Raw genomic sequence first — 24,065 nt, 5'->3', positions numbered from 1 at the left:
CCGCTGACGCTTCCGACGTACCGTCCGGACGGGGCGCGCTCATGCCCGCGCCCGGGCAGCCGCTTCGCGCAGGTCGGTGATGCGCTGGGCGGGTTCACCGCCGTAGACGGCCGACCCCGCGACGAGCGTGTCGGCGCCGCTGCGCACGGCCTCGGGCACGGTGTCCACCGAGATGCCGCCGTCGACCTCGAGCCACACGTCGAGCCCGGAGGCGTCCACCGCCGCACGGGCGTCGGCGAGCTTCGGCATCACGGACGGCATGAAGGACTGGCCGCCGAACCCGGGCTCGACGGTCATGAGCAGGATCATGTCGTAGGCGTCGAGGTGGTGCAGCACCTGCGTGATCGGGGTGCCCGGCTTCACGGCGACGGCCGCGCGGGCGCCGTTCGACCGGATCGCGGCGGCGGTCGCCACCGGGTCGTCGGCTGCCTCGAAGTGGAACGTGACGCTCGACGCACCGGTCTCGGCGTACTTCGGCGCGTTGACGTCGGCGTCGGTCACCATGAGGTGCACGTCGAGCGGCACCGGGGACACCTGCTGCAGGCGCTCGACGATCGGCAGGCCGAGCGTGAGGTTCGGTACGAAGTGGTTGTCCATCACGTCGACGTGCACCAGGTCGGCGGTCTCGATGCGGTGGAGTTCACGCTCGAGGTTCGCGAAGTCGGCGGACAGGATGCTCGGCGAGATGCGGATCGTCACCCGGCAAGCCTACCGGCGCGTGGCCGACACCCGGCCCGGCGCGACGCTCAGCCCACGCGGCGGAACAACGCGATGAACATCGCGTCCGTCCCGACCCGGTGCGGCCAGAGCTGCGCCGTGTTCCCGTCCGCGATCTCCGGGTCGCGAGCGGCGACCCCGCGGACGATCGACGCGGTCTCGAGCTGCTCGAGCACGTCGCCGTGCCGCCCCATCAGCGCGTCGACCTGCCCGCGCGTCTCGGCCAGGTGCGGCGAGCACGTCACGTACGCGAGCGTCCCGCCCGGTGCGAGCACCCGGACCGCGGCGTCGAGCAGCTCGGTCTGCAGTGCCGCGAGCTCCTGGACGTCCTCGGGGGTCTTCCGCCAGCGCGCCTCCGGCCGACGACGCAGGGCGCCGAGGCCCGTGCACGGGGCGTCGAGCAGGATGCGGTCGAACGTCATGCCGGTGCCGTCACGGCCGTAGCGCCTCGCGTCGCCCTCGACGACGCGGACGTGGTCGCCGAACACGCCGAGCGCGTTCCGCACGAGTCCGGCGCGCGCCGGCACGAGCTCGTTCGCGACGAGGGTCGCACCGCCCTGCTGCGCCTCGGCGGCGAGCAGCGCGGCCTTGCCGCCGGGGCCGGCGCACATGTCGAGCCAGCGCTCCCCCGCGCGGACCTCGGACGACCGGCTCAGCGCGAGGGCGGCGAGCTGCGAGCCCTCGTCCTGCACGCGCAGGCGACCGGCGGCGACGCCCGGCACGCGCGCGGGGTCACCGGAGATGCCCCGGATCCCGACGGGCGAGACCGGCAGGGCGTCGGCGTCCGGCACGGGGTCGGCGGTCCGGACGGGAGGCACGGTGCCGGTCGCGCCGTCGGCCTCCGGTTCGTCGTCGGCCGGCACCAGGGCCGCGGGGACGTCGTCCGTACCGGTCGCGTCGGCGAACGCGGCAGCGGCGTCCTCGTCTGCGTCGGGCACCGTGCGCGCGGTCGCGGTGGCGATGTCCTCGTCGGTGGCGAGCCCGGGCAGCGCGGCGAGCTGCACCCGGGGCGCAGCGTTGTCGGCGGCGAGCAGGGCGGCGAGCTCGTCGCGGGAGCGTTCGGCGGCCAGGGCGTCGCGCAGTGCCGAGACGACCCAGACCGGGTGCGACCACCGGGTGGCGAGCAGCGCGTCGCCGCCACGGCCCGCGGTGATCTGCGCGTCCCACTCCGCGTCGGTGCGCGCCGCGATCTTGCGCATCACGGCGTTCACGAAGCCGGTTGCGCGGCGGGCACCGACCTCGCGCGCGAGCTCGACCGTGGCGTCGACCGCGGCGTGCGTCGGGGTGCGCATCGCGAGCAGCTGGTGGGCGCCGAGCCGCATGACGTCGAGGACGTCGGCCTCGATGTTCTCGGGCCGACGACCGGAGGCCAGCGCGATGATGACGTCGTAGCGGCCGAGCATCCGGATCGAGCCGTAGGTGAGCTCGGTCGCGAACGCGGCGTCGCGGGCGGTGAGGCCGGCACGGCGGATGCGGGTCGGCAGCAGCAGGTTCGCGTAGGCGTCGTCGACCTGGACGGCACGGAGCACGTCGAACGCGACACGTCGGGCGTTCGCGGGGCGCGGGCCGCGGCGGGTGTTCGTCGGCTGGCTCATGCGAGGACCTTCCCGTCCAGTTCACCCAGGCCGCGGGCCCAGGCTGCGGCGTCCATCGCCTTCTTGCCGGCCGGCTGCACCTCGAGCAGCGCCAGCGGGGTGTCGGCGGTCCCGACCAGCAGCCGGCCGCCGTGGAGTGCCAGCGCACCGGGCGCGAGCTGCGGGGCGGGGTCCCCCGTGCCTCCCGTCAGGCGGTTGCTGCGGAGCAGCTTCACCCGGGTCTCGCCGAGGTGGGCGTACGCGCCGGGCTCGGGGGTGACCCCGCGCAGGCGGGCGTGCACGACGGTCGCCGGAGCACCGAAGTCGATGCGCCCGTCGTCGATCGTGAGCTTCGGCGCGAGCGTCGGCGCACCGGTCTGCTCGGTCGCGACGGCCGCGCCGGCGGCGATGTCGTCGACCACCCGGGCGACCGTCTCGGCGCCGGACTCGGCCATGGCGGCGAGGACCTCGCCGGAGGTCGCCTCCGGGTCGATGTCGAACGGGTCGGCGGCGTACACCGGGCCGGCGTCGAGCGCCTCGACGAGCTGGAAGACGGACGCGGCGGTGCGGGTGTCCCCTGCCATCACGGCCCGCTGGACCGGCGCGGCGCCGCGGTACGCCGGCAGGTCGGAGAAGTGCAGGTTGACCCAGCCGAGTCGCGGGGCGTCGAGCGCGGGGCGTCGGAGCAACGCCCCGTAGGCGACGATGACGCCGAGGTCGACGTCGAGGTCGGCGATGCGCGCGGTGACGTCGGCGTCGACGCGGCTCGCCTCGATGACGGGCAGTCCGAGCTCCGCGGCGACCTGCGCGACCGGTGTCGGCGTCAGCACGCGCTTCCGGCCCTGCGGTGTCGGCGGACGCGTGAGGACCGCGGCGATCTCGTGGTCGGACGCCGCCAGGCGACGGAGGGTGGGGACGGCCGCAGCGGGGCTGCCGGCGACGACGAGACGCATGGGTTCGATCCTCCCACGAGCGCGCTCGCCGGACTGACCCGAACCGGGCCTCGGGCGGGTGGGTACGGTCTGCGGCACAGAACGAGAGGGGTTCCCATGTCCGACGTCACCACGTCCACCAACCGCTTCGCAGGGTCCAGCATCCAGAAGGTCGCGCTGCTCGTCGGCGTCGTGTTCCTGCTCGTCGGGATCGCCGGCTTCGTGCCGGGGCTGACCACGGGCGACCTCGGGGGTGCCGGCCACGGCTCGATGGCGATGCTGCTCGGGCTCTTCCAGGTGTCGGTGCTGCACAACATCGTGCACCTGCTGTTCGGGGTCGTCGGCGTGCTCGCCGCCGGGTACGCCACCGGTTCGAGGATGTACCTGGTGCTCGGCGGGGTCGTCTACTTCGTGCTCTGGGTCTACGGGCTCTTCACGGCCGGGCACTCCTCCGGCGCGAACTTCGTGCCACTGAACTGGGCGGACAACTGGCTGCACCTCGTGCTCGCGGTCGGCATGGTCGCGCTCGGCGTGGTGTTCCCGCGCGAGCGTCCTCGTCCGGTCGGCGCCTGACCCGCGGTCGGTCATCGACCCGGAACGACATCCTCGTCGTCGTACGACGTCGAGGATGTCGTCCGACGTCGGCAGCCGGCGGGTCAGACCTCGCTGAACGGTTCGGCGTCGTCGAGCCGGACCCGCAGCGTCGGTGCCGCCCGACGCCGGTTGCCCCCCTTGAGCACCCGGCGGGTCGACGAGCGCCGGATCACCTCGGCCTTCAGGGTCGCCGCGACCTCGGCGCCGTGGGCGTACGGGAACCGCACGATCGCCCGGACCGTGCCGGGCAGGGCGTCGTCCTCCACCGGGACCGGACCGAGGACGGGACCGGCGGTCGCCCCCTCGAGGGCCTCGACCGCGGCGGTCACGGCCTCGTCGGTGCCGGTCATCGTCGCGACGCGGACCGCCGGCGGGAAGTGCAGCTCGCGGCGGTCGGTCAGTTCGTCGTGCGCGGGGCCGTCGAGCCGCCACAGGGCCATCGCGGTCGCGAGCTTGCCGCCGATGCCGACCAGGTAGGCCTCGGCCCCGGGAGCGCCCTTCGCGGCGGCGTTGGTCCAGAACCGGAGCACGTCCTCCTGCACGCGGAGCCCTTCGCGCGCGAGCATCTTCTCGCCGTCGAGCAACAGCACGCACGCGTACCCACCGGGCACGCTCGGCTCGGCACCACGGGTCGCGACGACGACGGACGGTCTGGCGGGGACCTCGTCGAGCGGGCGTGAGCCGTCGGCCACCACGATCCGGGTACCGGGGAACGCCCGCCCGAGTTCGTCCGCGGTGCGTTGGGCGCCCTGCCCCACGGGCTTCACGGTGCCGTTGCCGCACGTCGGGCAGCGGAAGCCGACCGCGAGTGCACCGCAGAAGCGGCATTGCGGCGTGGCACCGCGGTGCGGACTGCCGAGCGGACCGCCGCAGATCCGGCAGTGCGCCCGTTCGCCGCACTCGGCGCAGACGAGACCGGTGCCGAACCCGGGGCTCGCGACCTGCACGAGCACCGGGCCGTGCTGGCTGGCCTCGCGCGCCGCACGCCAGGCGGAGCTGGGGATGCGTGCCTGTGCGGCGTACCCCTCTGCCGAGGTCTGCTGCACGGTCGGGATGACCTTCGGGGTCTTCACCCGGAACGGCGTGACGTCCTGCAGCCAGTGGAGTTCGACGAGCCGCTGCACGTCGGTGCTGCGGGCGTGCGAGACGAACAGCAGGGCGGCACCGGACTGCGCAGCGCGCACCAGCGCGACGTCGCGCGTGTGCACGTACGGCGCACGCTGCTCGATGAACGAGGCGTCGCCGTCGTCCCACATCGCGATGAGCCCGAGGTCGGTGGCCGGCGCGTACACCGCCGTACGGTTGCCGATGGCGACGACGGGGTGCGTGCGCGCCTGCAGCAGGGCCTTCGCCCGTTGCCCGTTCGTCTGCTTGGCGTCGAAACGCACGACGCGTTCCGGTGGCAGCACCGCGAGCAGGGCGCGTTCGAGGTCGATGACGTCGCGGAAGTCCGGGACGGCGATGACGGCGGACTGCTCGGCAGCGAGGGTGTGGGCGGCCGCCTGGGCGAGCGTCGCGGCCCACCCGGGGACCCACACGGGATCCGCGGCGCCATCGCGGTCGCCCTCGTCGCCGGCGGGCCCGGGCAGCGCCACGGGGTGCGGCACGGCGGCCACCGCAGCGCGGTCGTGCTCCGCGATCACCCCTTCGAGCATGCCCTCGGCGTAGCCGGTCACCGGCGGAGCGGACACCGGCGGCGGCGACCACGAGGGGTCGCGCGCGAGCCAGGCCTTCTCGGCCCGGACCTGCCGTGTCGGCACGGCCAGGCGGAGGACGTCGGACGCCACACCGGCGGCGCGGTCGGCCACGGCGCGGGCGAGCTTCCAGATCTCCGGCGCGAGGACCGGCACGGGTGACACCAGGGTCTCGATCGCGCTGAGCTCACCCGGGTAGTCGCCCTCGTCGACGATCTCGACGACGTACCCGTCGGACATCCGGGCCCCGGTTCGGAGCGGGACCTTCACGCGGACCCCCGGCACGCAGTCGTCCTCGAGCTCGGCCGGCACCCGGTAGTCGAACAGACGGTCCAATTGCGGGAGCGGCGAGTCGAGGACGACGCGCGCGACGGTGGTCACGCGGTGCCTCAGACGGCGGAGGTCAGGAGCCCTGCGGCGGCGCGGAGCTCCTCGACGCGGTCGAGCTGCTCCCAGGTGAACCCGGGCAGTTCGCGGCCGAAGTGCCCGTACGTCGCGGTCTGCGCGTAGATCGGACGGAGCAGGTCGAGGTCGCGGATGATCGCGGCCGGACGCAGGTCGAAGACCTGGCGGATCGCGGCTTCGATCGTGGCGTCGTCGACGTGCCCGGTGCCGAACGTCTCGACGTAGAGCCCGACGGGCTTGGCGCGGCCGATCGCGTAGGCGACCTGCACCTCGAGCCGGTCGGCGAGTCCCGCGGCGACCGCGTTCTTCGCGACCCAGCGCAGCGCGTACGCCGCCGAACGGTCGACCTTCGACGGGTCCTTGCCGCTGAACGCGCCGCCGCCGTGACGGGAGGCCCCGCCGTAGGTGTCGACGATGACCTTGCGGCCGGTGAGTCCGGCATCGCCCTGCGGGCCGCCGATCTCGAAGCGACCGGTCGGGTTCACGATGACGTCGACGTGCGACGAGTCGAGGTCGACGAGGTCGAGCACCGGACGGATCACGTGCTCGGTGATCGCCGCGGTGAGCTCGTCGAGCGTGACGCTCGGCGAGTGCTGCGTGGAGAGCACGACGGTCTCGACGGTCTTCGGCACGACGCCGTCGTACCCGACGGTGACCTGCGTCTTGCCGTCCGGGCGCAGGAACGACAGCTCGCCGGACTTGCGGACGGCGGCCAGCCGCTCGGCCAGGCGGTGCGCCAGCCAGATCGCGACCGGCATGTACTCGGGGGTCTCGTTCGTCGCGAAGCCGAACATGATGCCCTGGTCTCCGGCGCCCTGGCGGTCGAGCGGGTCGACGGCGCCGGTGCGGGAGTCGAGCGACTCGTCGACGCCCTGCGCGATGTCCGGCGACTGCGCGCCGATCGACACCTCGACGCCGCACGTGGCGCCGTCGAAGGAGACGTCCGACGAGTTGTAGCCGATGCCCGTGATGACGTCGCGGACGAGCTTGGGGATCTCGACGTAGCCCGAGGTCGTGACCTCGCCCGCGACGTGCACGAGGCCGGTCGTCACCATCGTCTCGACGGCGACCCGAGCGTTCGGGTCCACCGTGAGCAGGGCGTCGAGGATGCTGTCCGAGATCTGATCGCAGATCTTGTCGGGGTGCCCCTCGGTCACCGACTCGGACGTGAAGAGGCGCAGAGCAGCTGCAGTCACCGGGATCAGTCGGAGGGCTGCTGCTGCTTGGTGACGGTGAGCTTGTCCTCGTTGATCTCGTGCAGAGCCACGGACAGCGGCTTGTCGTCGATCGTCGAGTCGACGAGCGGGCCGACGTTGTCGAAGAGCGAGCCCTCGTGCAGGTCGGCGTAGTAGTCGTTGATCTGGCGCGCGCGCTTGGAAGCGAAGATGACGAGCGCGTACTTCGACTCGACCTTGCTGAGCAGGTCGTCGATGGGCGGGTCGATGATGCCCTGGGGGTTGGCCATGGAGTCTCCTCGTCGTCGGTGCACCCGTCAGGGCGCAGAGAACAAGTCTACGACCTGTCGTGCCGCGGTGCCGACATCGGAGTTCACGATGCGGACGTCGAACTCGTCCTGGGCGGCCAGTTCGACCTTCGCGGTGTCGAGTCGACGCGCCTGTTCCTCGGGCGACTCGGTACCGCGGCCGATCAGCCGGCGCACCAGTTCTTCCCACGTCGGGGGCAGCAGGAACACGAGGACGGCCTCGGGCATGGCGTCACGGACCTGACGAGCACCCTGCAGGTCGATCTCGAGCATGACCCGCTCGCCGGCGTCGAGCGCGCGGTCGATCGGCGGCCGCGGGGTGCCGTACCGGTAGGAGTTGTGCACCGTGGCCCACTCGAGCAGCTCGCGTTCGCGGATCATCCGGTCGAACTCGGCGTCGTCGACGAAGTAGTAGTGCACGCCGTCGACCTCGCCCGGACGGGGCTTGCGGGTCGTGGCGGAGACGCTGAGGTTGACGTCGGGGTACTGCTCGCGGATGTACGCGCTCACCGTGCCCTTGCCGACGGCCGTCGGTCCGGCGAGCACCACGAGCTTCGACGCACCGCGCTTGCGACCGCGGGCGGCGAGCCAGTCGGCCAGGGCCGTGCGCTGCCTGCTGCCGAGTCCCCCGAGACGCTTCGAGGGCGCGATGCGCAGCGTGCCCATGATCGACTCGGCACGTGCCGGGCCGATGCCGGGCAGGCTGACGAGCAGGTCGCGGACCCGGAGCGAGCGTTCCGCCGAGGTCGTCTCGACCAGGGCGTCGTCCCACGCCGAGCGTGCGACCTCGAGCGCCGACCGCTCCTCCGACGCGATCGCGGCCTTCACCGCGGCTCGGGCGCGTCGCGCGGCGACCGCGGCCTGGGCGGCCGCGACACGGTCGACCTCCGGTGGGGTGCGGTGGGCTGGCTGGTCGCCGCGGTCCGTGCCGTCAGCGGTCATGCCGCTGCTCCGAGTGCGGCGACGATGCGGTCCGCGCGGTCGGCGACGAGCGCTGCGACCCCGTCCGGACCGTCGGTCAGCAGACCCCGCGACTCGCTCACGAGCACCTGCTCGGCACGCGAGCCGTACAGCGCGCGGAGGTCCTCGATCCGGGCCCCCTGGGCACCGAAGCCCGGGGCGAGCACCGGTGCGGTGCCGATCGCGTCCGCGTCGATGCCGAAGTCGTCGAGGTGAAGGGTCGCGCCGAGCACGAGCCCGACGTCGCCCAGGGCCTGGTCGCCCACGGATCGGTTGTCGTCTGCCACGTCCAAGACGATACCGGCCGCGACCGTCCGGCCGGTACGCGGTCCCTCCGCCAGCACCGCGGTCTGCAGCACCCGGGCCTCGGGGTTGCTCGTCGCGGCGAGCACGAAGACCCCGGCACCGTTCCGGCGCGCGACGTCGATCGTGCCCCGGAGCGAGCCATACCCCAGGTACGGCGAGACCGTCATGGCGTCGGCCGCGAACGGCCCGTCACGGTCCAGCCACGCCAGCGCGTAGTCGTCACCGGTGGTCCCGATGTCGCCCCGCTTCACGTCGGCGACGACCAGGAGGCCCGCATCGCGTGCCCGACGGATCGTCGCGTCGAGCGCACGGTAGCCCGCCACCCCGGCCGCCTCGAAGAAGGCGATCTGCGGCTTCACGATCGCCGCGCGGCCGGCGGCCGCGTCGACCAGGGCCGCGCCGAAGGCGGTCAGGCCCTGCTCGTCGCGGCCGAGCCCCCACGCCGCCAGGGTGGTGGCGTGGGGGTCGATGCCGACGCAGAGCGGTGAACGCTCGCCCATCGCGGACGCGAGCCGATCGCCGAAGGAGGCCGGGCCTCCCGACCGTCCGTCGCTCACCAGGTCGCGCGCTCCCGCGCGTAGTCCTGCAGACTGCGGACGTTGAGCGGCGTGCCGATCGTCTCGATCGCCGCGACCGCCGCACCGATCTGCGCGATCGTCGTGAACAGCGGCTTGTCCGCGGCGACCGTGGCCGCGCGGATCTCGTACCCGTCCGCACGACCGGCGGCACCCGACGGCGTGTTGATGACGATGTCGACCTCGTTGCGCGTCAGCAGGTCGACGACGCTCTCGCCGCCCTGGCTGTACTTGCCGACGATGCCGACCTCGATGCCGTTGCGACGGAGGATCTCCGCCGTGCCCTCGGTCGCGATGATCGTGAAGCCGAGCTGCTGCAGGCGGTGCACCGGCAGCACGATGGCGCGCTTGTCGGTGTCCGCGACGCTCACGAAGACCGTGCCGCTGGTCGGCAGGCCGCCGTACGCGGCGTCCTGCGACTTGAGGAACGCCCGCGGGAAGTCACGGTCGATGCCCATGACCTCGCCGGTGGAGCGCATCTCGGGGCTGAGCACCGAGTCGACGACCTGCCCCTCGCGGGTGCGGAAGCGGCGGAAGGGCAGTACGGCCTCCTTGACGGCGACAGGGGCCTCCATCGGGACGAACGCCCCGTCGCGGGCCGGCAGCATGCCCTCGGCGACGAGCTCGTCGACGCTGGTGCCGGTCATGATGCGGGACGCGGCCTTCGCCAGCGGGATGCCGAGCGCCTTCGAGACGAACGGGACCGTGCGGCTGGCGCGCGGGTTCGCCTCGAGGACGTAGAGCACCCCGGCACCGATGGCGAACTGGACGTTGAGCAGACCCTGCACGCCGATGCCGCGGGCGATCTTCTCGGTCGCGTCGACGACGCCCTGGATCTCGGCACGGCCGAGGCCGACCGGGGGCAGGGTGCACGCGGAGTCGCCGGAGTGGATGCCCGCTTCTTCCAGGTGCTCCATGATGCCGCCGATGTAGAGCCGCTCGCCGTCGAAGAGCGCGTCGACGTCGATCTCCACCGCGTCGTCCAGGAACCGGTCGACGAGGAGCGGGAGCTCCGGGCCGATGATCGCCTGGTCTGCCATGCGGTCGAAGTAGTCGGCGAGCGACGGGGAGTCGTACAGGATCTCCATGCCGCGGCCGCCGAGCACGAAGGACGGGCGGACGAGGACCGGGTAGCCGATCTCCTCGGCGACCGCGGTCGCGCTCGCCAGGTCGTGGGCGGTGCCGTTGCGCGGTGCGAGCAGCCCCGCGGCGTCGAGGATGGCGGAGAACTGCCCGCGCTCCTCGGCCGAGTCGATCGCCGTCGGGCTGGTCCCGAGGATCGGGATCCCCGCGGCCTCGAGCGGCTTCGCCAGGCCCAGGGCGGTCTGGCCGCCGAGCTGCACGACGACGCCGAACAACTCACCCGATGCCGCCTCGGCCTCGATGACCTCGAGGACGTCCTCGGCCGTGAGCGGCTCGAAGTACAGGCGGTCCGAGGTGTCGTAGTCGGTGGAGACCGTCTCGGGGTTGCAGTTGATCATGATCGTCTCGAACCCGGCGTCGCTCAGCGCGAAGGACGCGTGCACGCACGAGTAGTCGAACTCGACGCCCTGGCCGATGCGGTTCGGGCCGGACCCCAGGATGACGACCTTCTTGCGGTTGCTCGCGGCCACCTCGGTCTCGGCGTCGTACGACGAGTAGTGGTACGGCGTCAGGGCCGGGAACTCGCCGGCACAGGTGTCGACGGTCTTGAAGACGGGGCGGATGCCGAGGGCGTGCCGCTCGTCGCGGACCTGCTGCTCGCTGACGGGGTGTTCGGGGGTGCTGCGGAGGGCAGCGATCTGGGTGTCGCTGAAGCCGTGCTCCTTGGCCCAGCGGACGGTGTCCGCGTCGAGCTCCTCGGCGGCCGCGACCTCGGCAGCGACCTCGTTGATGAGCACGATCTGGTCGATGAACCACGGGTCGATCTTCGTGGCCTCGAAGACCTCGTCCGCGGTGGCGCCGGCGACCAGGGCCTGCTGCACCGTGACGATCCGGCCGTCGGTGGGGACGGAGGACTTCGCGAGCAGGGCGTCCTTGTCGAGTTCCGCCGCCGGGGTGTCCCAGTGGAAGCTCGACCCGCGCTTCTCGAGCGAGCGCAGCGACTTCTGCAGTGCCGTCGCGTAGTTGCGGCCGATGGCCATCGCCTCGCCGACGCTCTTCATCGTCGTGGTGAGCGTGGCGTCCGCCGCGGGGAACTTCTCGAACGCGAAGCGCGGGGTCTTCACGACGACGTAGTCGAGCGTCGGCTCGAAGCTGGCCGGCGTGACCTTCGTGATGTCGTTCTGGATCTCGTCAAGGCGGTACCCGATGGCGAGCTTCGCGGCGATCTTCGCGATCGGGAAGCCCGTGGCCTTCGACGCCAGGGCAGACGAGCGGGAGACACGCGGGTTCATCTCGATGACGATCAGGCGGCCGTTCGACGGGTCGACGGCGAACTGGATGTTGCAGCCACCGGTGTCGACGCCGACGCGACGGATGATGTCGATGCCGATGTTGCGCATGTTCTGGTACTCGCGGTCGGTGAGCGTGAGCGCCGGGGCGACGGTGATCGAGTCGCCGGTGTGGACGCCCACCGGGTCGACGTTCTCGATCGAGCAGATGACGACGGTGTTGTCGTAGTTGTCGCGCATCAGCTCGAGCTCGTACTCCTTCCAGCCGAGGATCGACTCCTCGAGCAGGACCTCGGTCGTCGGGCTGGACTGCAGCCCGTCACCGACGAAGCGGACGAGTTCGGCCTCGTCGTACGCGAAGCCCGAACCGAGACCGCCCATGGTGAACGAGGGGCGGACGACCAGCGGGTAGCCGAGGTCCTTCGCGAACTCCTTCGCCTCTTCCAGCGTGTGGGCGATGTGGCTGCGGGCCACGTCGGCACCGGACTCGAGCACGAGCTCCTTGAAGAGCTGGCGGTCCTCACCGCGCTGGATGGCCTCGACCTTGGCGCCGATGAGCTCGACGCCGTGCTTGGCGAGGATGCCGGCCTCGTCGAGCGCGATCGCCGCGTTCAGGGCGGTCTGGCCGCCCAGCGTCGGCAGGACGGCGTCCGGCTTCTCGATGCGGATGATCTCCTCGAGGCACGCGTTCGTGATCGGCTCGATGTAGGTCGCGTCGGCGAAGTCGGGGTCGGTCATGATCGTCGCCGGGTTCGGGTTCACGAGGATGACCCGGACGCCCTCGGCACGGAGGACGCGGCACGCCTGGGTGCCGGAGTAGTCGAACTCGGCGGCCTGACCGATGACGATCGGGCCGGACCCGATGACGAGGACGGAGTTGATGTCTGCGCGCTTGGGCATCAGTTCGCTTCCTTGGTGATGTCTGCTGCGGGAGTGGTCGCGTCGGCGGTGGCCGCGTCGAGCGGCTCCCCGTCACGTCGCGCGCGCACCAGGTCCGCGAACCGGTCGAAGAGGTACATGCTGTCGTGCGGACCAGCGGCGGCCTCGGGGTGGTACTGCACGCTGAACGCGGGGACGTCGAGCGCACGCAGGCCCTCGACCACGTCGTCGTTCAGCGAGTAGTGCGAGACCTCGACGCGGCCGAACCCGGCCGGCGACTCGAGCACCTGGCCCAGGGGCGCGTCGACCGCGAAGCCGTGGTTCTGGCTCGTGATCTCGACCTTGCCCGTGGTGGTGTCGAGCACCGGCTGGTTGATGCCGCGGTGACCGAAGGGCAGCTTGTAGGTGCCGAAGCCGAGCGCGCGCCCGAGCAGCTGGTTGCCGAAGCAGATGCCGAAGAACGGGCGCCCGGTCCGCAGGCTCTCCTGCAGCAGTTCGACCTGGGCGTCCGACGCGGCCGGGTCCCCTGGGCCGTTCGAGTAGAAGAGCGCGTCCGGTGCCAGGGCTTCCAGGTCGGCGGCGCTGATGTCCTGCGGCACCACGTGCACCTCGAACCCGCGCTGGGCGAGGTAGCGGGTGGTCGATGCCTTCACGCCCAGGTCGAGCACGGCCAGTCGGCCGATCTGCTCGCCCTCGGCCGGCACCACGTACGTCTCGGGGGTGGACACGATCGCCGAGAAACTCGCACCCGCCATCGTGGCCTGCGACCGGACGGCGTCCAGCTGCTCCGACTCCGGCAGCGCCGCGTCGGCACCGCTGAAGACGCCGCCCTTCATGGCCCCGGCGTCACGGATCCGGCGTGTCAGGGCGCGGGTGTCGATCCCGGAGATGCCGACGATGCCGTCGCGCACCAGGTGGTCGTCGAGCGACGCGCTCGCGCGGTGGTTCGACACCACGCGGCTGGGGTCGCGCACCACGTACCCGGCGACCCAGATGCGACGGGACTCGGGGTCCTCGTCGTTCACACCGGTGTTGCCGATGTGCGGCGCGGTCTGCACCACGATCTGGCCGGCGTAGGAGGGGTCGGTCAGCGTCTCCTGGTACCCGGTCATGCCGGTCGCGAAGACCACCTCGCCGAGCGTGCGCCCACGGGCGCCGTAGGCCCAGCCGTCGTACCGGGTGCCGTCTTCGAGGACCAGGACGGCCCGTTCGCGTGTCATGCTTTCTTCCCTTCGCCCGCGGTTCGCGGGGCATCGGCCGCAGTCGCCTGCGGCCCGGTCTCGGTCAGTCCCTGCAGGGCGAGCAGCGCGGCTGCGTCACCCTCCGGGAACCGGAAGTACGTGTCGAGGTCCGTCGCACCTGCGGCGCCGGTCGCCGTCCATCGCAGACGGACCAGTCCCCCGGGCTCGACCACGCGGTCGATCGCCCACGTCGAGCGGTCGGCACCGCGGACCGCAGCACGTGCGATCCACCGGTCGTCCGCCCCGGCGAGTCGCAGGACCACACCGGTCTCGTGGACGGTCACGCCACCGCGGCCCCGGAACCCGAGTCCGCCGGCGGTGATGCGTTCCAGCGGCTGGTCGGCGCGGGTCGTCGCGACGGAGAAGCCGTCCCAGGACCCGGCCGCCGGTCCGACCGTGGTCGGGACGGGGACGGGAGGCACGGCTTCCGCCTGCTTCCTGGTCCGCGTCCGCCAGGTGCGCGCCATGGCGACGAACAGCGCGGCGACCGCGAGCAGGATCACCCCGCCGAGCAGCCAGCGCGCGGCGTCGCCGCTCATGCGCGCGCCCCCGTCCGGAGCGCCGCGGCGTGCGCGGCCACGGTGTCGGCGTCCACCAGGCGGCCGTCGAGCACCGTCGGCGCGCCCAGGTGGAACGTCGCGACGACCCGGCCGGGCAGGGTCATGCCGAGGTACGGCGAGTTCTGCGACTGTCCGGCGAGGTCGGCGACCGCGAACTCGCGGCTGGCCGACGGGTCGTAGAGCGTGACCTCGGCGGGTGCGCCCTCGGCGAGTCGCTGGCCGTGGCCCTCCACCTGGCCGATGCGGGCTGGCGCCTCGGACAGGACCCGTGCGACGTCGGCCCAGTCGAGCTGGCCCGACGCGACGACGGCGGACTGCACGACGCTGAGCGCCGACTCGAGGCCGACCATGCCGTTCGCCGCGGCCGGCCACTCGCAGCACTTCGCCTCGGCGGTGTGCGGTGCGTGGTCGGTCGCGACGATGTCGATGGTGCCGTCGGCCAGGGCCGCGCGCAGGGCGTCGACGTCCTCGCGTGCCCGGAGCGGCGGGTTCACCTTGTAGCGGGCGTCGTACCCGGGGGCGCCGTCGTGCCCGGCGATGAGGTCCTCGGTGAGCACGAGGTGGTGCGGCGTGACCTCGGCGGTGACGTCGATGCCGCGGGACTTGGCCCAGCGGATCACCTCGACGCTGCCGGCGGTCGACACGTGGCAGACGTGCAGTCGTGCGCCCACGTGGTCGGCGAGCAGGACGTCACGGGCGATGATCGCCTCTTCCGCCACGGCCGGCCAGCCCGCGAGCCCGAGCTCCGACGACAGCCGGCCCTCGTTCATCTGCGCGCCGATGGTCAGGCGGGGTTCCTGCGCGTGCTGCGCGAGCACACCGCCGAAGCCCTTGATGTACTCGAGCGCGCGGCGCATGAGCAGCGGGTCGGCGACGCAGGAACCGTCGTCCGAGAACACCCGGACCTTCGCCCGCGAGGTCGCCATGGCACCGATCTCGGACAGGTGCGTGCCCTGCAGCCCCTGCGACACCGCGCCGATCGGGCGGACGGTGACGTAGCCGGCGTCGTCGCCGAGCGCCTGGACCTGCTCGACGACACCGGCGGTGTCGGCGACCGGGCTCGAGTTCGCCATCGCGTTCACGGCAGTGAAGCCCCCGGCCGCTGCGGCGCGCGAACCCGTCAGGACCGTCTCGGACTCCTCGTGCCCGGGCTCGCGCAAGTGGGTGTGCAGGTCGACGAGGCCGGGCAGGGCGATGAGCCCGTCGGCGTCGACCACCGTCGCGCCGCCCGCGTCCACACCGGACCCGACCGCCGTGATGCGGCCGTCCTGCAGACGGATGTCGGCGCGCGAGCCGTCGACCAGCTGCGCGCCGCGGATCAGGTGAGCGGTCATGCGGCTGACTCCTTCGCTTCGGTGGTGGTCGGGTCACTGCCGGTCAGGGCCAGGTAGAGGACCGCCATGCGGACCGAGACGCCGTTCTCGACCTGCTCGACCACCGTCGAGCGCGGGTCGTCGGCCGCGATGCCCGCGATCTCCAGCCCGCGGTTCATCGGACCGGGGTGCATGATCAGCGTGCGCTCCGACAGCCGAGCGAACCGCGCAGCCGTCAGGCCCCAGTGCCGCGTGTACTCGCGCGGGTTCGGGAAGAACGCGTCGTTCATCCGCTCCTGCTGGATGCGGAGCGTCATCACGACGTCCGGGTCCTCGGCCAGTGCTGCGTCGAGGTCGTGGTGCACGGCCGCCCCGAACGGCGTCGTCGTCGCGGGCAGCAGCGTCGGCGGCGCGGCGAAGGTCACGCTCGCGCCGAGGGTCCGGAGCAGCCACGCGTTCGACCGGGCGACGCGGCTGTGCAGCACGTCGCCGACGATCAGGACCCGGACGCCGTCGAGGCCCTGTCCGCGCGACCCCGCACCGTGCAGGCGGCGGCGCATGGTGAAGGCGTCGAGCAGCGCCTGCGTCGGGTGCTCGTGCGTCCCGTCGCCGGCGTTCACCACGGGGACGTCGATCCAGTCGGCGTCGGCGAGCACGCGCGGGGCACCGGACGAGCCGTGCCGCATCACGATCCCGTCGATGCCCATGGCGCCGAGGGTCTGCACGGTGTCCTTCAGGGACTCGCCCTTGGAGACGCTCGAGCCCTTGGCCGCGAAGTTGATGACGTCGGCCGACAGGCGCTTGGCTGCCGCTTCGAACGAGATGCGCGTGCGCGTCGAGTCCTCGAAGAACAGGTTCACGACGGTCTTGCCGCGCAGCGCCGGGAGCTTCCGGACCTCGCGCGTGTTGACCTCGGCCATCTCCTCGGCGACGTCGAGGATGTGCACGGCCTGGTCGCGCGACAGGTCGGCGGTGGAGAGCAGGTGCCGCATCACGCCACCCCCTGCTCGATGAACACGGTGTCGTCGCCGTCGGTCTCGGACAGGTGCAGGGTGACCCGCTCGTCGGACGCGGTCGGCAGGTTCTTGCCGACGTGGTCGGCGCGGATCGGCAGCTCGCGGTGGCCACGGTCGACGAGCACGGCGAGGCGGACGGCACGCGGGCGGCCGATCCCCTGCAGGGCGTCGAGCGCTGCCCGGACCGTGCGGCCCGAGTACAGGACGTCGTCGACGAGCACGACGACCTTGCCGTCGATGCCGCCGGCGGGGATGACGGTGCGGTGCGGTGCGCGGCCGATGCCGTGGCCGAGGTCGTCGCGGTGCATCGTGACGTCGAGCGTGCCGACACGCTCGGTCCCGATGCCGCCAGCGGCCGATGCCCACTCCGGCTCGATGTCGGCCAGGATCCGGCCGAGCCGTTCCGCCAGGACCGCGCCGCGGGTCGGGATCCCCAGGAGCACGAGGTCCGAGCCGCCGTGGTTGGCCTCGAGGATCTCGTGTGCGATGCGCGTCAGAGCGCGCGTGATGTCGGGTTGCTGCAGGACCGTTCTGGTACCCACGTCGACCCCCTTCCCCGCCTCACTGGACGGCATTAAAGGATGCTGACGGGGACAAGCCTAACGGGACTCCGGGTCCCCTGCGACCGTCCGACCGGACGGTGCACGGCCGCCGGCGACGGCTCCGAGGACACCGTTCACGAAGCCCGCGGAGTCCTCGGTCGAGAGCGACTGGGCGAGCTCGACGGCCTCGGCGATCGCGACCGCGTCGGGCACCTCCGGGTTGAACCGGAGCTCCCAGACGGCCATCCGCAGGATGCAGCGGTCGAGGACCGGCATCCGGGCGATCGACCACCCCTGGGCATGGTCGACGATGACGGAGTCGATCTCGTGACGGGCGTCGTCGACACCCGTCACGATCTGCCGCGCGTAGTCCCAGCTCGAGGCGCGCTCGGGCTGGTCCAGGTGGCGGACCGTCTCGGTGGCCAGCACGTCCGCGATCGGGAGCTCACGCACCTCGGCCACGTACAGCATGTCGAGGGCGCGCTTGCGGGCCTTCGAACGAGCACTCATACGGACGTCGCCTAGGAGTTGACGCGGCCGAGGAAGCTGCCGTCGCGCGTGTCGATCTTCACCGTGGTACCGCTCTCGAGGTAGAGCGGAACCTGGATGCGGTGACCGGTCGCGATGATGGTCGCGTCCTTGGTGCCACCGGAGGAACGGTCGCCCTGCAGGCCCGGCTCGGTCTCGACCTCGGTCACGATCGACGTCGGGAGCTCGACGTAGAGCGGGTTGCCCTCGTTCATCGCGATGGTGACCATCGCGGACTCGAGCAGGTAGTTCTTCGCGTCGCCGACGACCGTCGCCGAGACCGGGATCTGGTCGTAGGTGTCGGTGTCCATGAACACGTACGAGTCGCCGTCCTCGTAGAGGAACTGGTAGTCACGGCGGTCGACCACCGCGGTGTCGATCTTCGCGCCGGCGTTGAAGGTGCGGTCGACGACCTTGCCGGAGACGACGTTCTTCAGCTTGGTGCGGACGAACGCGCCACCCTTGCCGGGCTTGACGTGCTGGAACTCCACGACCGACCACAGCTGGCCGTCGATGATGAGAACGGCGCCGTTCTTGATGTCAGTGGTACTGGCCATGAGTCTTCGGTGTCCCGTTCGGTCGTGTTGTGAAAGGTCTTCGGGCCGCGCTCGGCCCCGGACGAGTGTAGCGGACGCCCGCCCGTCGCCATCAGCGTCGCCGTCGGGCGCGCCAGGCGTCGATCGCCGCCCAGCCGAGCAGCACCACGGCCGCTCCCCCGAGCAGGGCTCCGGCGACCACGGTCGAGATCGCCGCGTCGGGTCGGGCGGGCAGCGCCAGGTACACGATCGCCAGGATGCCGGCACCGGCTCCGAGCAGCACGAGCAGGATGCGCCGGACCATGCCGGACACGAGCTCCCGGTCGCGGCGGTCCGCGAACAGCCGGATGTTCACGGTGAACTTGCCGGTCTCGATCGCCTCGCCGATCCGGTCGACCCGGCGCGGCAGCCGTCGTGCCGCGGAGACGACACCGATGAGTTCCTTGGCCGCCAGGTCGCGGAGCTTGCCGGGGCGCAACTGGTCGGTGATCTGCTCACGGGCGAGCCCGCGGGACTCCTCGAGCAGGTCGAACGACGGTGCGAGCGTCCGGAGGGTGCCCTCGAAGATCGCCAGGGCCCGCGCGGCGGCGACGAAGTCCGGCGGCGGCTTGAGCCGGTAGCGCCCGAAGACCTCGACCGCGTCGTCCACGGTCTCGACCCCGATGCGGGCGCCCGGTCCGAGCTCGTCGGCGACGAAGCGCGCGATGTCCCGACGGAAGTCGGGCTCGTCGTGCGCGTCGCGCACCGGCGCCATCCGCAGGACCGCATCGGCGATCCGCGACGTGTCGTCCTGCAGGTAGGCGACCAGCAGGTCCTGGACCGTGTCCCTGAGGGTCGGGTCGAGCCTCCCGACCGATCCGAAGTCGATCAACGCGGGCCGCCCGTCGGGCAGCACCAGGACGTTCCCCGGGTGCAGGTCGGCGTGGTACAGGCCGTCGAAGACGACCTGGCGCAGGAACGCGCGCAGGATCGCGCGCATCGGGCCGTCCAGGTCGCGGTCCGCGCGCTCGGCGCGGATCGCGCTGAGCGTGTCGCCCTCCAGGAACTCCATCACGAGCACGCGGCGTCCGGACAGCTCGGGGTACGGGTCCGGGAACCGGACCTCGTCGGGGCGGGCGCTGCGTGCCTGCGCCGCACGCAGGGCGGTGAGGTTCCGCAGCTCGGAGACGAAGTCGACCTGGCGGACCAGGTCGTCGGCGTACTGCGCGGCCACGTCCTGCACGCCGACCTGCCGGGCCTCGGTCGACCACCGCGCCAGGAAGCGGACGACGCGGAGCGCGATGTCGACGTCACGGCGCACCGCGGCGTCGATCCCCGGCCGCTGCACCTTGACCGCGACCGCGGTGCCGTCGGGCAGGCGGGCGCGGTGGACCTGGGCGATCGAGGCCGCCGCGACGGGCACCGGGTCGAAGGACGCGAACACCTGGTCGACCGGGGCGCCGAGCTCCCGTTCGAGCAGGGCGAGCACCTGGTCGGCGGGAGCGGCGGTGACGTTGCGCTGCAGGTGCGCGAGCCCCTCGGTCCACTCCTCGGGGAGCAGGTCGTCGCGCGTGGACAGCAGTTGCCCCATCTTCACGAACCCGCCGCCGGCCTCCTCGAGCGCACGCCGCAGGTGCTCGGCCTGGCTTCTGCGCAGGTCGGAGGTGGCGGGGTCGTGCGAGAAGTCGAGGCGGCGGAACGGCACGAGGCGGTGGCGCCGGGCGATCGACAGGAGTTCGGTGAACCGGCGGCCGCGGGACCGGAGGGTGCCGGTGTCGGCCTCCTGCGAGCCGGACAGGTCGCTCAGGCGGGGTGGGTTGGGCACGTCGTCAGTCTGCTCCCCGCTGCTGGGTCCGCCAGGTGGACGCGTCCTCCTGCACGGGCCGGGAGGCGCGGTCCGGCATCCACAGATCGGCACCCGTGCCTCGTCGGGTCGCGCCCACTGCCGCAGGCTCTCCCCGTGGAGACAGCACTGATCGCGGCGTGCATCGCCGCCGGCGCGGCGATCGTGGCGGCGGTCGTCAGCTGGTTCGGGGCGTTCCACGGCCGGCGGACGACCGATCGTCGATGCAGGTCAAGTGGTGGTGGCGACGGACGCGGCGGGTGTTGCGCTGACGCCGGGTCAGGCGCCGCTGCCGTTGTAGCGCGCGGTGACGCCGGACTCGACCAGGTCGCGGTAGCGCTCGAGCGCGGCCTCGGCACCCGTGTCGTGCTCCTGGTGCACGTCGATGCCCCGCGCCACGAGCTGCTCGCGCCAGTCCCCCGGCACCGGTCCCTCGTCGAAGCCCGTGATGCGCTCGACCGTGGCACCGTCCGCGGCGAACTCCAGCGCCGAGACGCCCGACCACAGCAGCGCGCCGAGGCACATCACGCACGGTTGGGCGTTCACGACCAGCACACGCCGGTGCCCGACGTCGCGGCCAAGGTTCCAGGCGCCCGTCCGAGCCTGTGCGAGTCCGAGGGTGACGACCTCGGCGTGCATCGACGACACGTTCGCGTGCAGCACGAGGTTCACCCCGAGCGCGACGACCGCACCCGTGTCCTCGTCGACGACGGCCGCGGCGAACGGGCCGCCGGTGCCCTCCTCGACGTTCCGTTCGGCGAGGGCGTTGACGAGCGCGAACCGTTCCGCTCGGGTGCCGAGGTACTCCGGTGCAGCGGCCTGCGCGTCGCGGAGCCAGCCGGGGACGCCGACACGGAGTTCGGTCGGGAACGGGGCGAGGGCTGCACGGGACATGCGGTGACGCTAGCGGCGCATCGTTTCGACGGTGTTTCCCGGTCGAGACGATGCCGAGACACCGCGCCGTGAGCGTCGTGCACCACCGGTCCGAGCCGGGAGGAGACCGCGGAAGTACTAGACGCCGACCTCTTGGTACGCGGTGAAGAGCAGGTGGTCCTCCGGGCCCTCGAGGACCACCGGCTTGCCGACCCCGTCGAGGATGATGAACCGGAGCATGCCGGCACGGGCCTTCTTGTCGCGACGCATCGCGGCGAGGAGGCCCTGCCACCGGCCGATCCCGTACGACGTCGGCAGGTCCAGGGAGTCCAGGATCGCCCGGTGCCGGTCCACGGTCGCGTCGTCGAGGTGCCCCGTCAGACGTGCGAGCTCCGCGGCGAACACCATGCCGACCGACACCGCCGCGCCGTGGCGCCACTGGTACCGCTCCGCGTGCTCGATGGCGTGTCCGAGCGTGTGGCCGTAGTTCAGGATCTCGCGACGACCCTGCTCGGTGAAGTCGTCCGACACGACCTCGGCCTTCAGGGCGATGGCGAGTTCGACCACCCGGCGGAACTCCGGCGTCGTCGGGTCCGTGACGCGGTCGACGTCCGCCTCGACGATGTCGAGGATCTCCGGTACGGCGATGAACCCGGCCTTCACGATCTCGGCGAAACCGGTCAGGATCTCGTTGCGCGGCAGGGTCCGGACGAGGTCGAGGTCGGCCACGACCGCGCGGGGGGCGGAGAAGGCGCCGACCAGGTTCTTGCCCTCGTTCGTGTTGATGCCGGTCTTCCCACCCACGCTGGCGTCCACCATGCCGAGCACGCTCGTCGGCACCGCCACGTACGGCACGCCGCGCAGCCAGGTCGCGGCGACGAAGCCGGCCAGGTCGGTGACGGCGCCGCCGCCGAGGCCGATGACCGCGTCGGTGCGGGTGAAGTCGGACTGGCCCATGATCTGCCAGCAGAACGACGCGACCTCGATGCGCTTCGCGCCCTCGGCGTCGGGGACCTCGGCGATGAGGGCTTCGAGGCCGGCGTCGACGAGCAGGTCGCGCAGGTCGTTCGCCCGCGCGCCGAGGGTCGGGGCGTGCACGATCAGGACCTTGGCGACGCGAGGGCCGAGGATTGCGGGGAGCGAGCCGAGCAGGCCCGAGCCGACCGCCACCACGTAGCCGTCGTCACCGCCGACGCGGATCTCGGTGGTCCCTGCGGGCAGGATCGGGTCGGTCACGGTGCTCCTTCAGTGGTGGTGCTGGTGTCGTCGCTGCTGTCGCTGCTGTCGCTGCTGTCGCTGCGCAGCCAGGTGACGACCTCGTCGACCACCCGGGACATCGGACGGCGCGAGGTGTCGACCACGACGTGCGCGAGTTCGGCGTAGGTCGCCGCACGCTCGTCCATGATCGTCTGCCAGGCGTCGATGCCGCCGTTCGCGAGCAGGGGCCGGTCCGAGCCGGCGATCCGCTCGGCGACGGCCTCGGGCGAGACGGTGAGCAGGACGATGCGGGCACCGGTCAGTGCCTCACGGGTGTCGGCGTGCGTCACCGCTCCGCCGCCGACGGCGATGACGCCCCCGGTGCCGAGTGCGGTGCGGACCGCGTCGGCCTCGAGGGCGCGGAAGGCGGGTTCACCGCGGTCCGCGAAGATGCCGGGGATGGGCCCGTGCTCGCGGACGATCACCCGGTCGGTGTCGGTGAACGGCACCCCTAGCGCCTTGGCGACGCGCTTGCCGACGCTGGACTTGCCGGCTCCCATCGGGCCGATCACGACGACGGGCGCAGCTGGACCCCGCGCCGCGCCGCCGGATGCAGCGTCGTGGGCCGCCGGGCCGCCGGACGCAGCGTCGTGGGCCGCCGGGCCGCCGGACGCAGCGTCGCGGGGCGCTGCGCCGCCAGACGCAGCACCGCCGCCGCGCGCGGTCACGACGCGTCGGCCGGTGCCGCCGGCTCCGTCCGACGGGTGCGGAGCGTCTCCGGGATCGACGCGAGGTAGGCGTCGAGGTTGCGCTTGGTCTCGACGACGTTGTCGCCGCCGAACTTCTCGAGCACGGCGTCGGCGAGCACGAGGGCCACCATCGCCTCGGCCACGACGCCGGCGGCCGGGACCGCGCAGACGTCGGAACGCTGGTGGTGCGCCGAGGCGTCCTCGCCCGAGACGACGTCGACGGTGTGCAGCGCGTGCGGCACGGTCGCGATCGGCTTCATGCCGGCACGGACGCGCAGGACGGTCCCCGTGGACATGCCGCCCTCGGTGCCACCGGCCCGGTCGCTCGTGCGGTAGATCTCGCCGTCTTCACGGTAGAGCTCGTCGTGGGCGGCGGAGCCGCGACGACCGGCGGTCGCGAAGCCGTCGCCGACCTCGACGCCCTTGATCGCCTGGATGCCCATGATGGCGGCGGCCAGGCGCGCGTCGAGCCGTCGGTCCCACTGCACGTGCGAGCCGAGCCCGGGCGGGACGCCGTAGAACAGCACCTCGACGACGCCACCCAGGGTGTCCCCGTCCTTCTTCGCGGCCTCGACCTCGGTCACCATGCGGGCCGAGGTGTCCGCGTCGAAGCACCGCAACTGGTCGTCGTCGAGACGGTCGACGTCGTCGGGCAGCGGCAGGTCGGTGCCGTCCGGCACGCGAACCGTACCGACCTGCAGGGTGTGCGCCACCGACCGCATGCCGAGTTCGGCGAGGAAGGACTTGGCGACCGCCCCGAGTGCGACGCGGGCCGCGGTCTCACGGGCGCTCGCGCGCTCGAGGATCGGGCGGGCTTCGTCGAAGCCGTACTTCTGCATGCCGACCAGGTCGGCGTGGCCCGGTCGGGGGCGCGTCAGCGGGGCGCTGCGGCCGCGCGACATCTCGGTGGACTCGACGGGTTCGGGGTTCATGACCTCGACCCACTTCGGCCACTCGGTGTTGCCGATCCGGATCGCGATCGGGCTGCCGAGCGAGTACCCGTGCCGGACACCGCCGGACACGTGCAGCTCGTCCTGTTCGAACTTCATGCGCGAGCCACGACCGTAGCCGAGCTTGCGGCGCGCGAGATCGGTACGGATGGACTCGAACGACACCGGGACACCCGCGGGCAGGCCCTCGAGCATCGCGATCAGTTCGGGTCCGTGGGACTCACCAGCAGTCAACCAACGAAGCATG

The 24,065-nt window shown here is 72.3% G+C and carries 22 protein-coding genes; 1 reads left to right on the top strand and 21 read right to left on the bottom strand.

Annotated features, from left to right (window positions below):
- Positions 1 to 39: 39 nt before the first annotated feature.
- The 3 genes from rpe to EDF63_RS07820 are packed head-to-tail and all read right to left on the bottom strand — an operon-like array spanning position 40 to position 3,244.
- Positions 40 to 699 carry a ribulose-phosphate 3-epimerase gene (rpe, locus tag EDF63_RS07830; protein WP_123312466.1) on the bottom strand — a complete coding sequence of 220 codons (660 nt, stop codon included), beginning with the start codon at positions 697 to 699 and terminating at the stop codon, positions 40 to 42.
- 47 nt (positions 700 to 746) lie between these two features.
- The gene (locus tag EDF63_RS07825; protein ID WP_123312463.1) at positions 747 to 2,312 is read right to left on the bottom strand and encodes an RsmB/NOP family class I SAM-dependent RNA methyltransferase; all 1,566 of its coding nucleotides are present in this window, start codon (positions 2,310 to 2,312) and stop codon (positions 747 to 749) included.
- Positions 2,309 to 3,244 (bottom strand): methionyl-tRNA formyltransferase, encoded by a 936-nt coding sequence (locus EDF63_RS07820; RefSeq protein ID WP_123312461.1) that lies wholly within the window; start codon positions 3,242 to 3,244, stop codon positions 2,309 to 2,311. Before EDF63_RS07820 ends, EDF63_RS07825 begins: the two co-directional genes overlap by 4 nt.
- Positions 3,245 to 3,340: 96 nt before the next feature.
- Here EDF63_RS07820 and EDF63_RS07815 point away from each other — a divergent pair, with 96 nt between their 5' ends.
- Complete coding sequence (locus EDF63_RS07815; protein ID WP_123312459.1) at positions 3,341 to 3,796, top strand: DUF4383 domain-containing protein; 456 nt, start codon at positions 3,341 to 3,343, stop codon at positions 3,794 to 3,796.
- 83 nt (positions 3,797 to 3,879) lie between these two features.
- Here EDF63_RS07815 and EDF63_RS07810 read toward each other — a convergent pair whose 3' ends face one another.
- The 18 genes from EDF63_RS07810 to aroC form a co-directional block, all read right to left on the bottom strand.
- Positions 3,880 to 5,892 carry a primosomal protein N' gene (locus tag EDF63_RS07810; RefSeq protein ID WP_123312457.1) on the bottom strand — a complete coding sequence of 671 codons (2,013 nt, stop codon included), beginning with the start codon at positions 5,890 to 5,892 and terminating at the stop codon, positions 3,880 to 3,882.
- Between the two features lie 8 nt (positions 5,893 to 5,900).
- Positions 5,901 to 7,112, bottom strand: a complete 1,212-nt coding sequence (metK, locus tag EDF63_RS07805; RefSeq protein ID WP_123312455.1) for a methionine adenosyltransferase — start codon at positions 7,110 to 7,112, stop codon at positions 5,901 to 5,903.
- Between the two features lie 5 nt (positions 7,113 to 7,117).
- The gene (gene rpoZ / locus EDF63_RS07800; protein WP_114849971.1) at positions 7,118 to 7,381 is read right to left on the bottom strand and encodes a DNA-directed RNA polymerase subunit omega; all 264 of its coding nucleotides are present in this window, start codon (positions 7,379 to 7,381) and stop codon (positions 7,118 to 7,120) included.
- A gap of 27 nt (positions 7,382 to 7,408) precedes the next feature.
- Positions 7,409 to 8,341 (bottom strand): guanylate kinase, encoded by a 933-nt coding sequence (gmk, locus tag EDF63_RS07795; RefSeq protein ID WP_123312453.1) that lies wholly within the window; start codon positions 8,339 to 8,341, stop codon positions 7,409 to 7,411.
- Positions 8,338 to 9,222, bottom strand: coding sequence for an orotidine-5'-phosphate decarboxylase (pyrF, locus tag EDF63_RS07790; protein WP_260233019.1), 885 nt, complete (start codon positions 9,220 to 9,222; stop codon positions 8,338 to 8,340). The genes gmk and pyrF overlap by 4 nt, the downstream gene beginning before the upstream one ends.
- Positions 9,219 to 12,512 (bottom strand): carbamoyl-phosphate synthase large subunit, encoded by a 3,294-nt coding sequence (gene carB / locus EDF63_RS07785; RefSeq protein WP_123312450.1) that lies wholly within the window; start codon positions 12,510 to 12,512, stop codon positions 9,219 to 9,221. The genes pyrF and carB overlap by 4 nt, the downstream gene beginning before the upstream one ends.
- Complete coding sequence (carA, locus tag EDF63_RS07780) at positions 12,512 to 13,711, bottom strand: glutamine-hydrolyzing carbamoyl-phosphate synthase small subunit (protein ID WP_123312449.1); 1,200 nt, start codon at positions 13,709 to 13,711, stop codon at positions 12,512 to 12,514. Before carA ends, carB begins: the two co-directional genes overlap by 1 nt.
- Positions 13,708 to 14,271 (bottom strand): hypothetical protein, encoded by a 564-nt coding sequence (locus tag EDF63_RS07775; protein ID WP_123312447.1) that lies wholly within the window; start codon positions 14,269 to 14,271, stop codon positions 13,708 to 13,710. The genes carA and EDF63_RS07775 overlap by 4 nt, the downstream gene beginning before the upstream one ends.
- Positions 14,268 to 15,626, bottom strand: a complete 1,359-nt coding sequence (locus EDF63_RS07770) for a dihydroorotase (protein ID WP_123312445.1) — start codon at positions 15,624 to 15,626, stop codon at positions 14,268 to 14,270. Before EDF63_RS07770 ends, EDF63_RS07775 begins: the two co-directional genes overlap by 4 nt.
- A complete protein-coding gene (locus EDF63_RS07765; protein WP_123312443.1) occupies positions 15,623 to 16,597 on the bottom strand; it encodes an aspartate carbamoyltransferase catalytic subunit in 975 nt (324 codons plus the stop codon). Before EDF63_RS07765 ends, EDF63_RS07770 begins: the two co-directional genes overlap by 4 nt.
- Entirely contained in the window at positions 16,597 to 17,196 is a 600-nt protein-coding gene (gene pyrR / locus EDF63_RS07760; protein ID WP_123312441.1) for a bifunctional pyr operon transcriptional regulator/uracil phosphoribosyltransferase PyrR, read from the bottom strand. Before pyrR ends, EDF63_RS07765 begins: the two co-directional genes overlap by 1 nt.
- A 24-nt stretch (positions 17,197 to 17,220) precedes the next feature.
- Positions 17,221 to 17,673: a transcription antitermination factor NusB gene (gene nusB / locus EDF63_RS07755; RefSeq protein ID WP_123312439.1), complete on the bottom strand. Its 453-nt coding sequence runs from the start codon at positions 17,671 to 17,673 to the stop codon at positions 17,221 to 17,223.
- An 11-nt stretch (positions 17,674 to 17,684) separates the two neighbouring features.
- Entirely contained in the window at positions 17,685 to 18,248 is a 564-nt protein-coding gene (gene efp, locus EDF63_RS07750; protein WP_111083909.1) for an elongation factor P, read from the bottom strand.
- Between the two features lie 91 nt (positions 18,249 to 18,339).
- Positions 18,340 to 20,031, bottom strand: a complete 1,692-nt coding sequence (locus tag EDF63_RS07745) for an AarF/ABC1/UbiB kinase family protein (RefSeq protein WP_123312438.1) — start codon at positions 20,029 to 20,031, stop codon at positions 18,340 to 18,342.
- Positions 20,032 to 20,328: 297 nt separating this feature from the next.
- A complete protein-coding gene (locus EDF63_RS07740; RefSeq protein WP_123312436.1) occupies positions 20,329 to 20,943 on the bottom strand; it encodes a deaminase in 615 nt (204 codons plus the stop codon).
- Positions 20,944 to 21,060: 117 nt separating this feature from the next.
- Positions 21,061 to 22,158 (bottom strand): 3-dehydroquinate synthase, encoded by a 1,098-nt coding sequence (aroB, locus tag EDF63_RS07735; protein WP_185021339.1) that lies wholly within the window; start codon positions 22,156 to 22,158, stop codon positions 21,061 to 21,063.
- The gene (locus EDF63_RS07730) at positions 22,155 to 22,847 is read right to left on the bottom strand and encodes a shikimate kinase (protein WP_311316882.1); all 693 of its coding nucleotides are present in this window, start codon (positions 22,845 to 22,847) and stop codon (positions 22,155 to 22,157) included. The genes aroB and EDF63_RS07730 overlap by 4 nt, the downstream gene beginning before the upstream one ends.
- On the bottom strand, positions 22,844 to 24,064 hold the full coding sequence (aroC, locus tag EDF63_RS07725) for a chorismate synthase (protein WP_123312434.1): 1,221 nt from the start codon (positions 24,062 to 24,064) through the stop codon (positions 22,844 to 22,846). Before aroC ends, EDF63_RS07730 begins: the two co-directional genes overlap by 4 nt.
- Position 24,065 lies beyond the last annotated feature (1 nt).

The organism is Curtobacterium sp. JUb34, from assembly GCF_003755065.1.
In the GTDB taxonomy this organism is placed as follows: Bacteria; Actinomycetota; Actinomycetes; order Actinomycetales; family Microbacteriaceae; genus Curtobacterium.
Note: the sequence above shows the minus strand (reverse complement) of the source record. Positions and strands in the feature narration are given on the sequence as shown.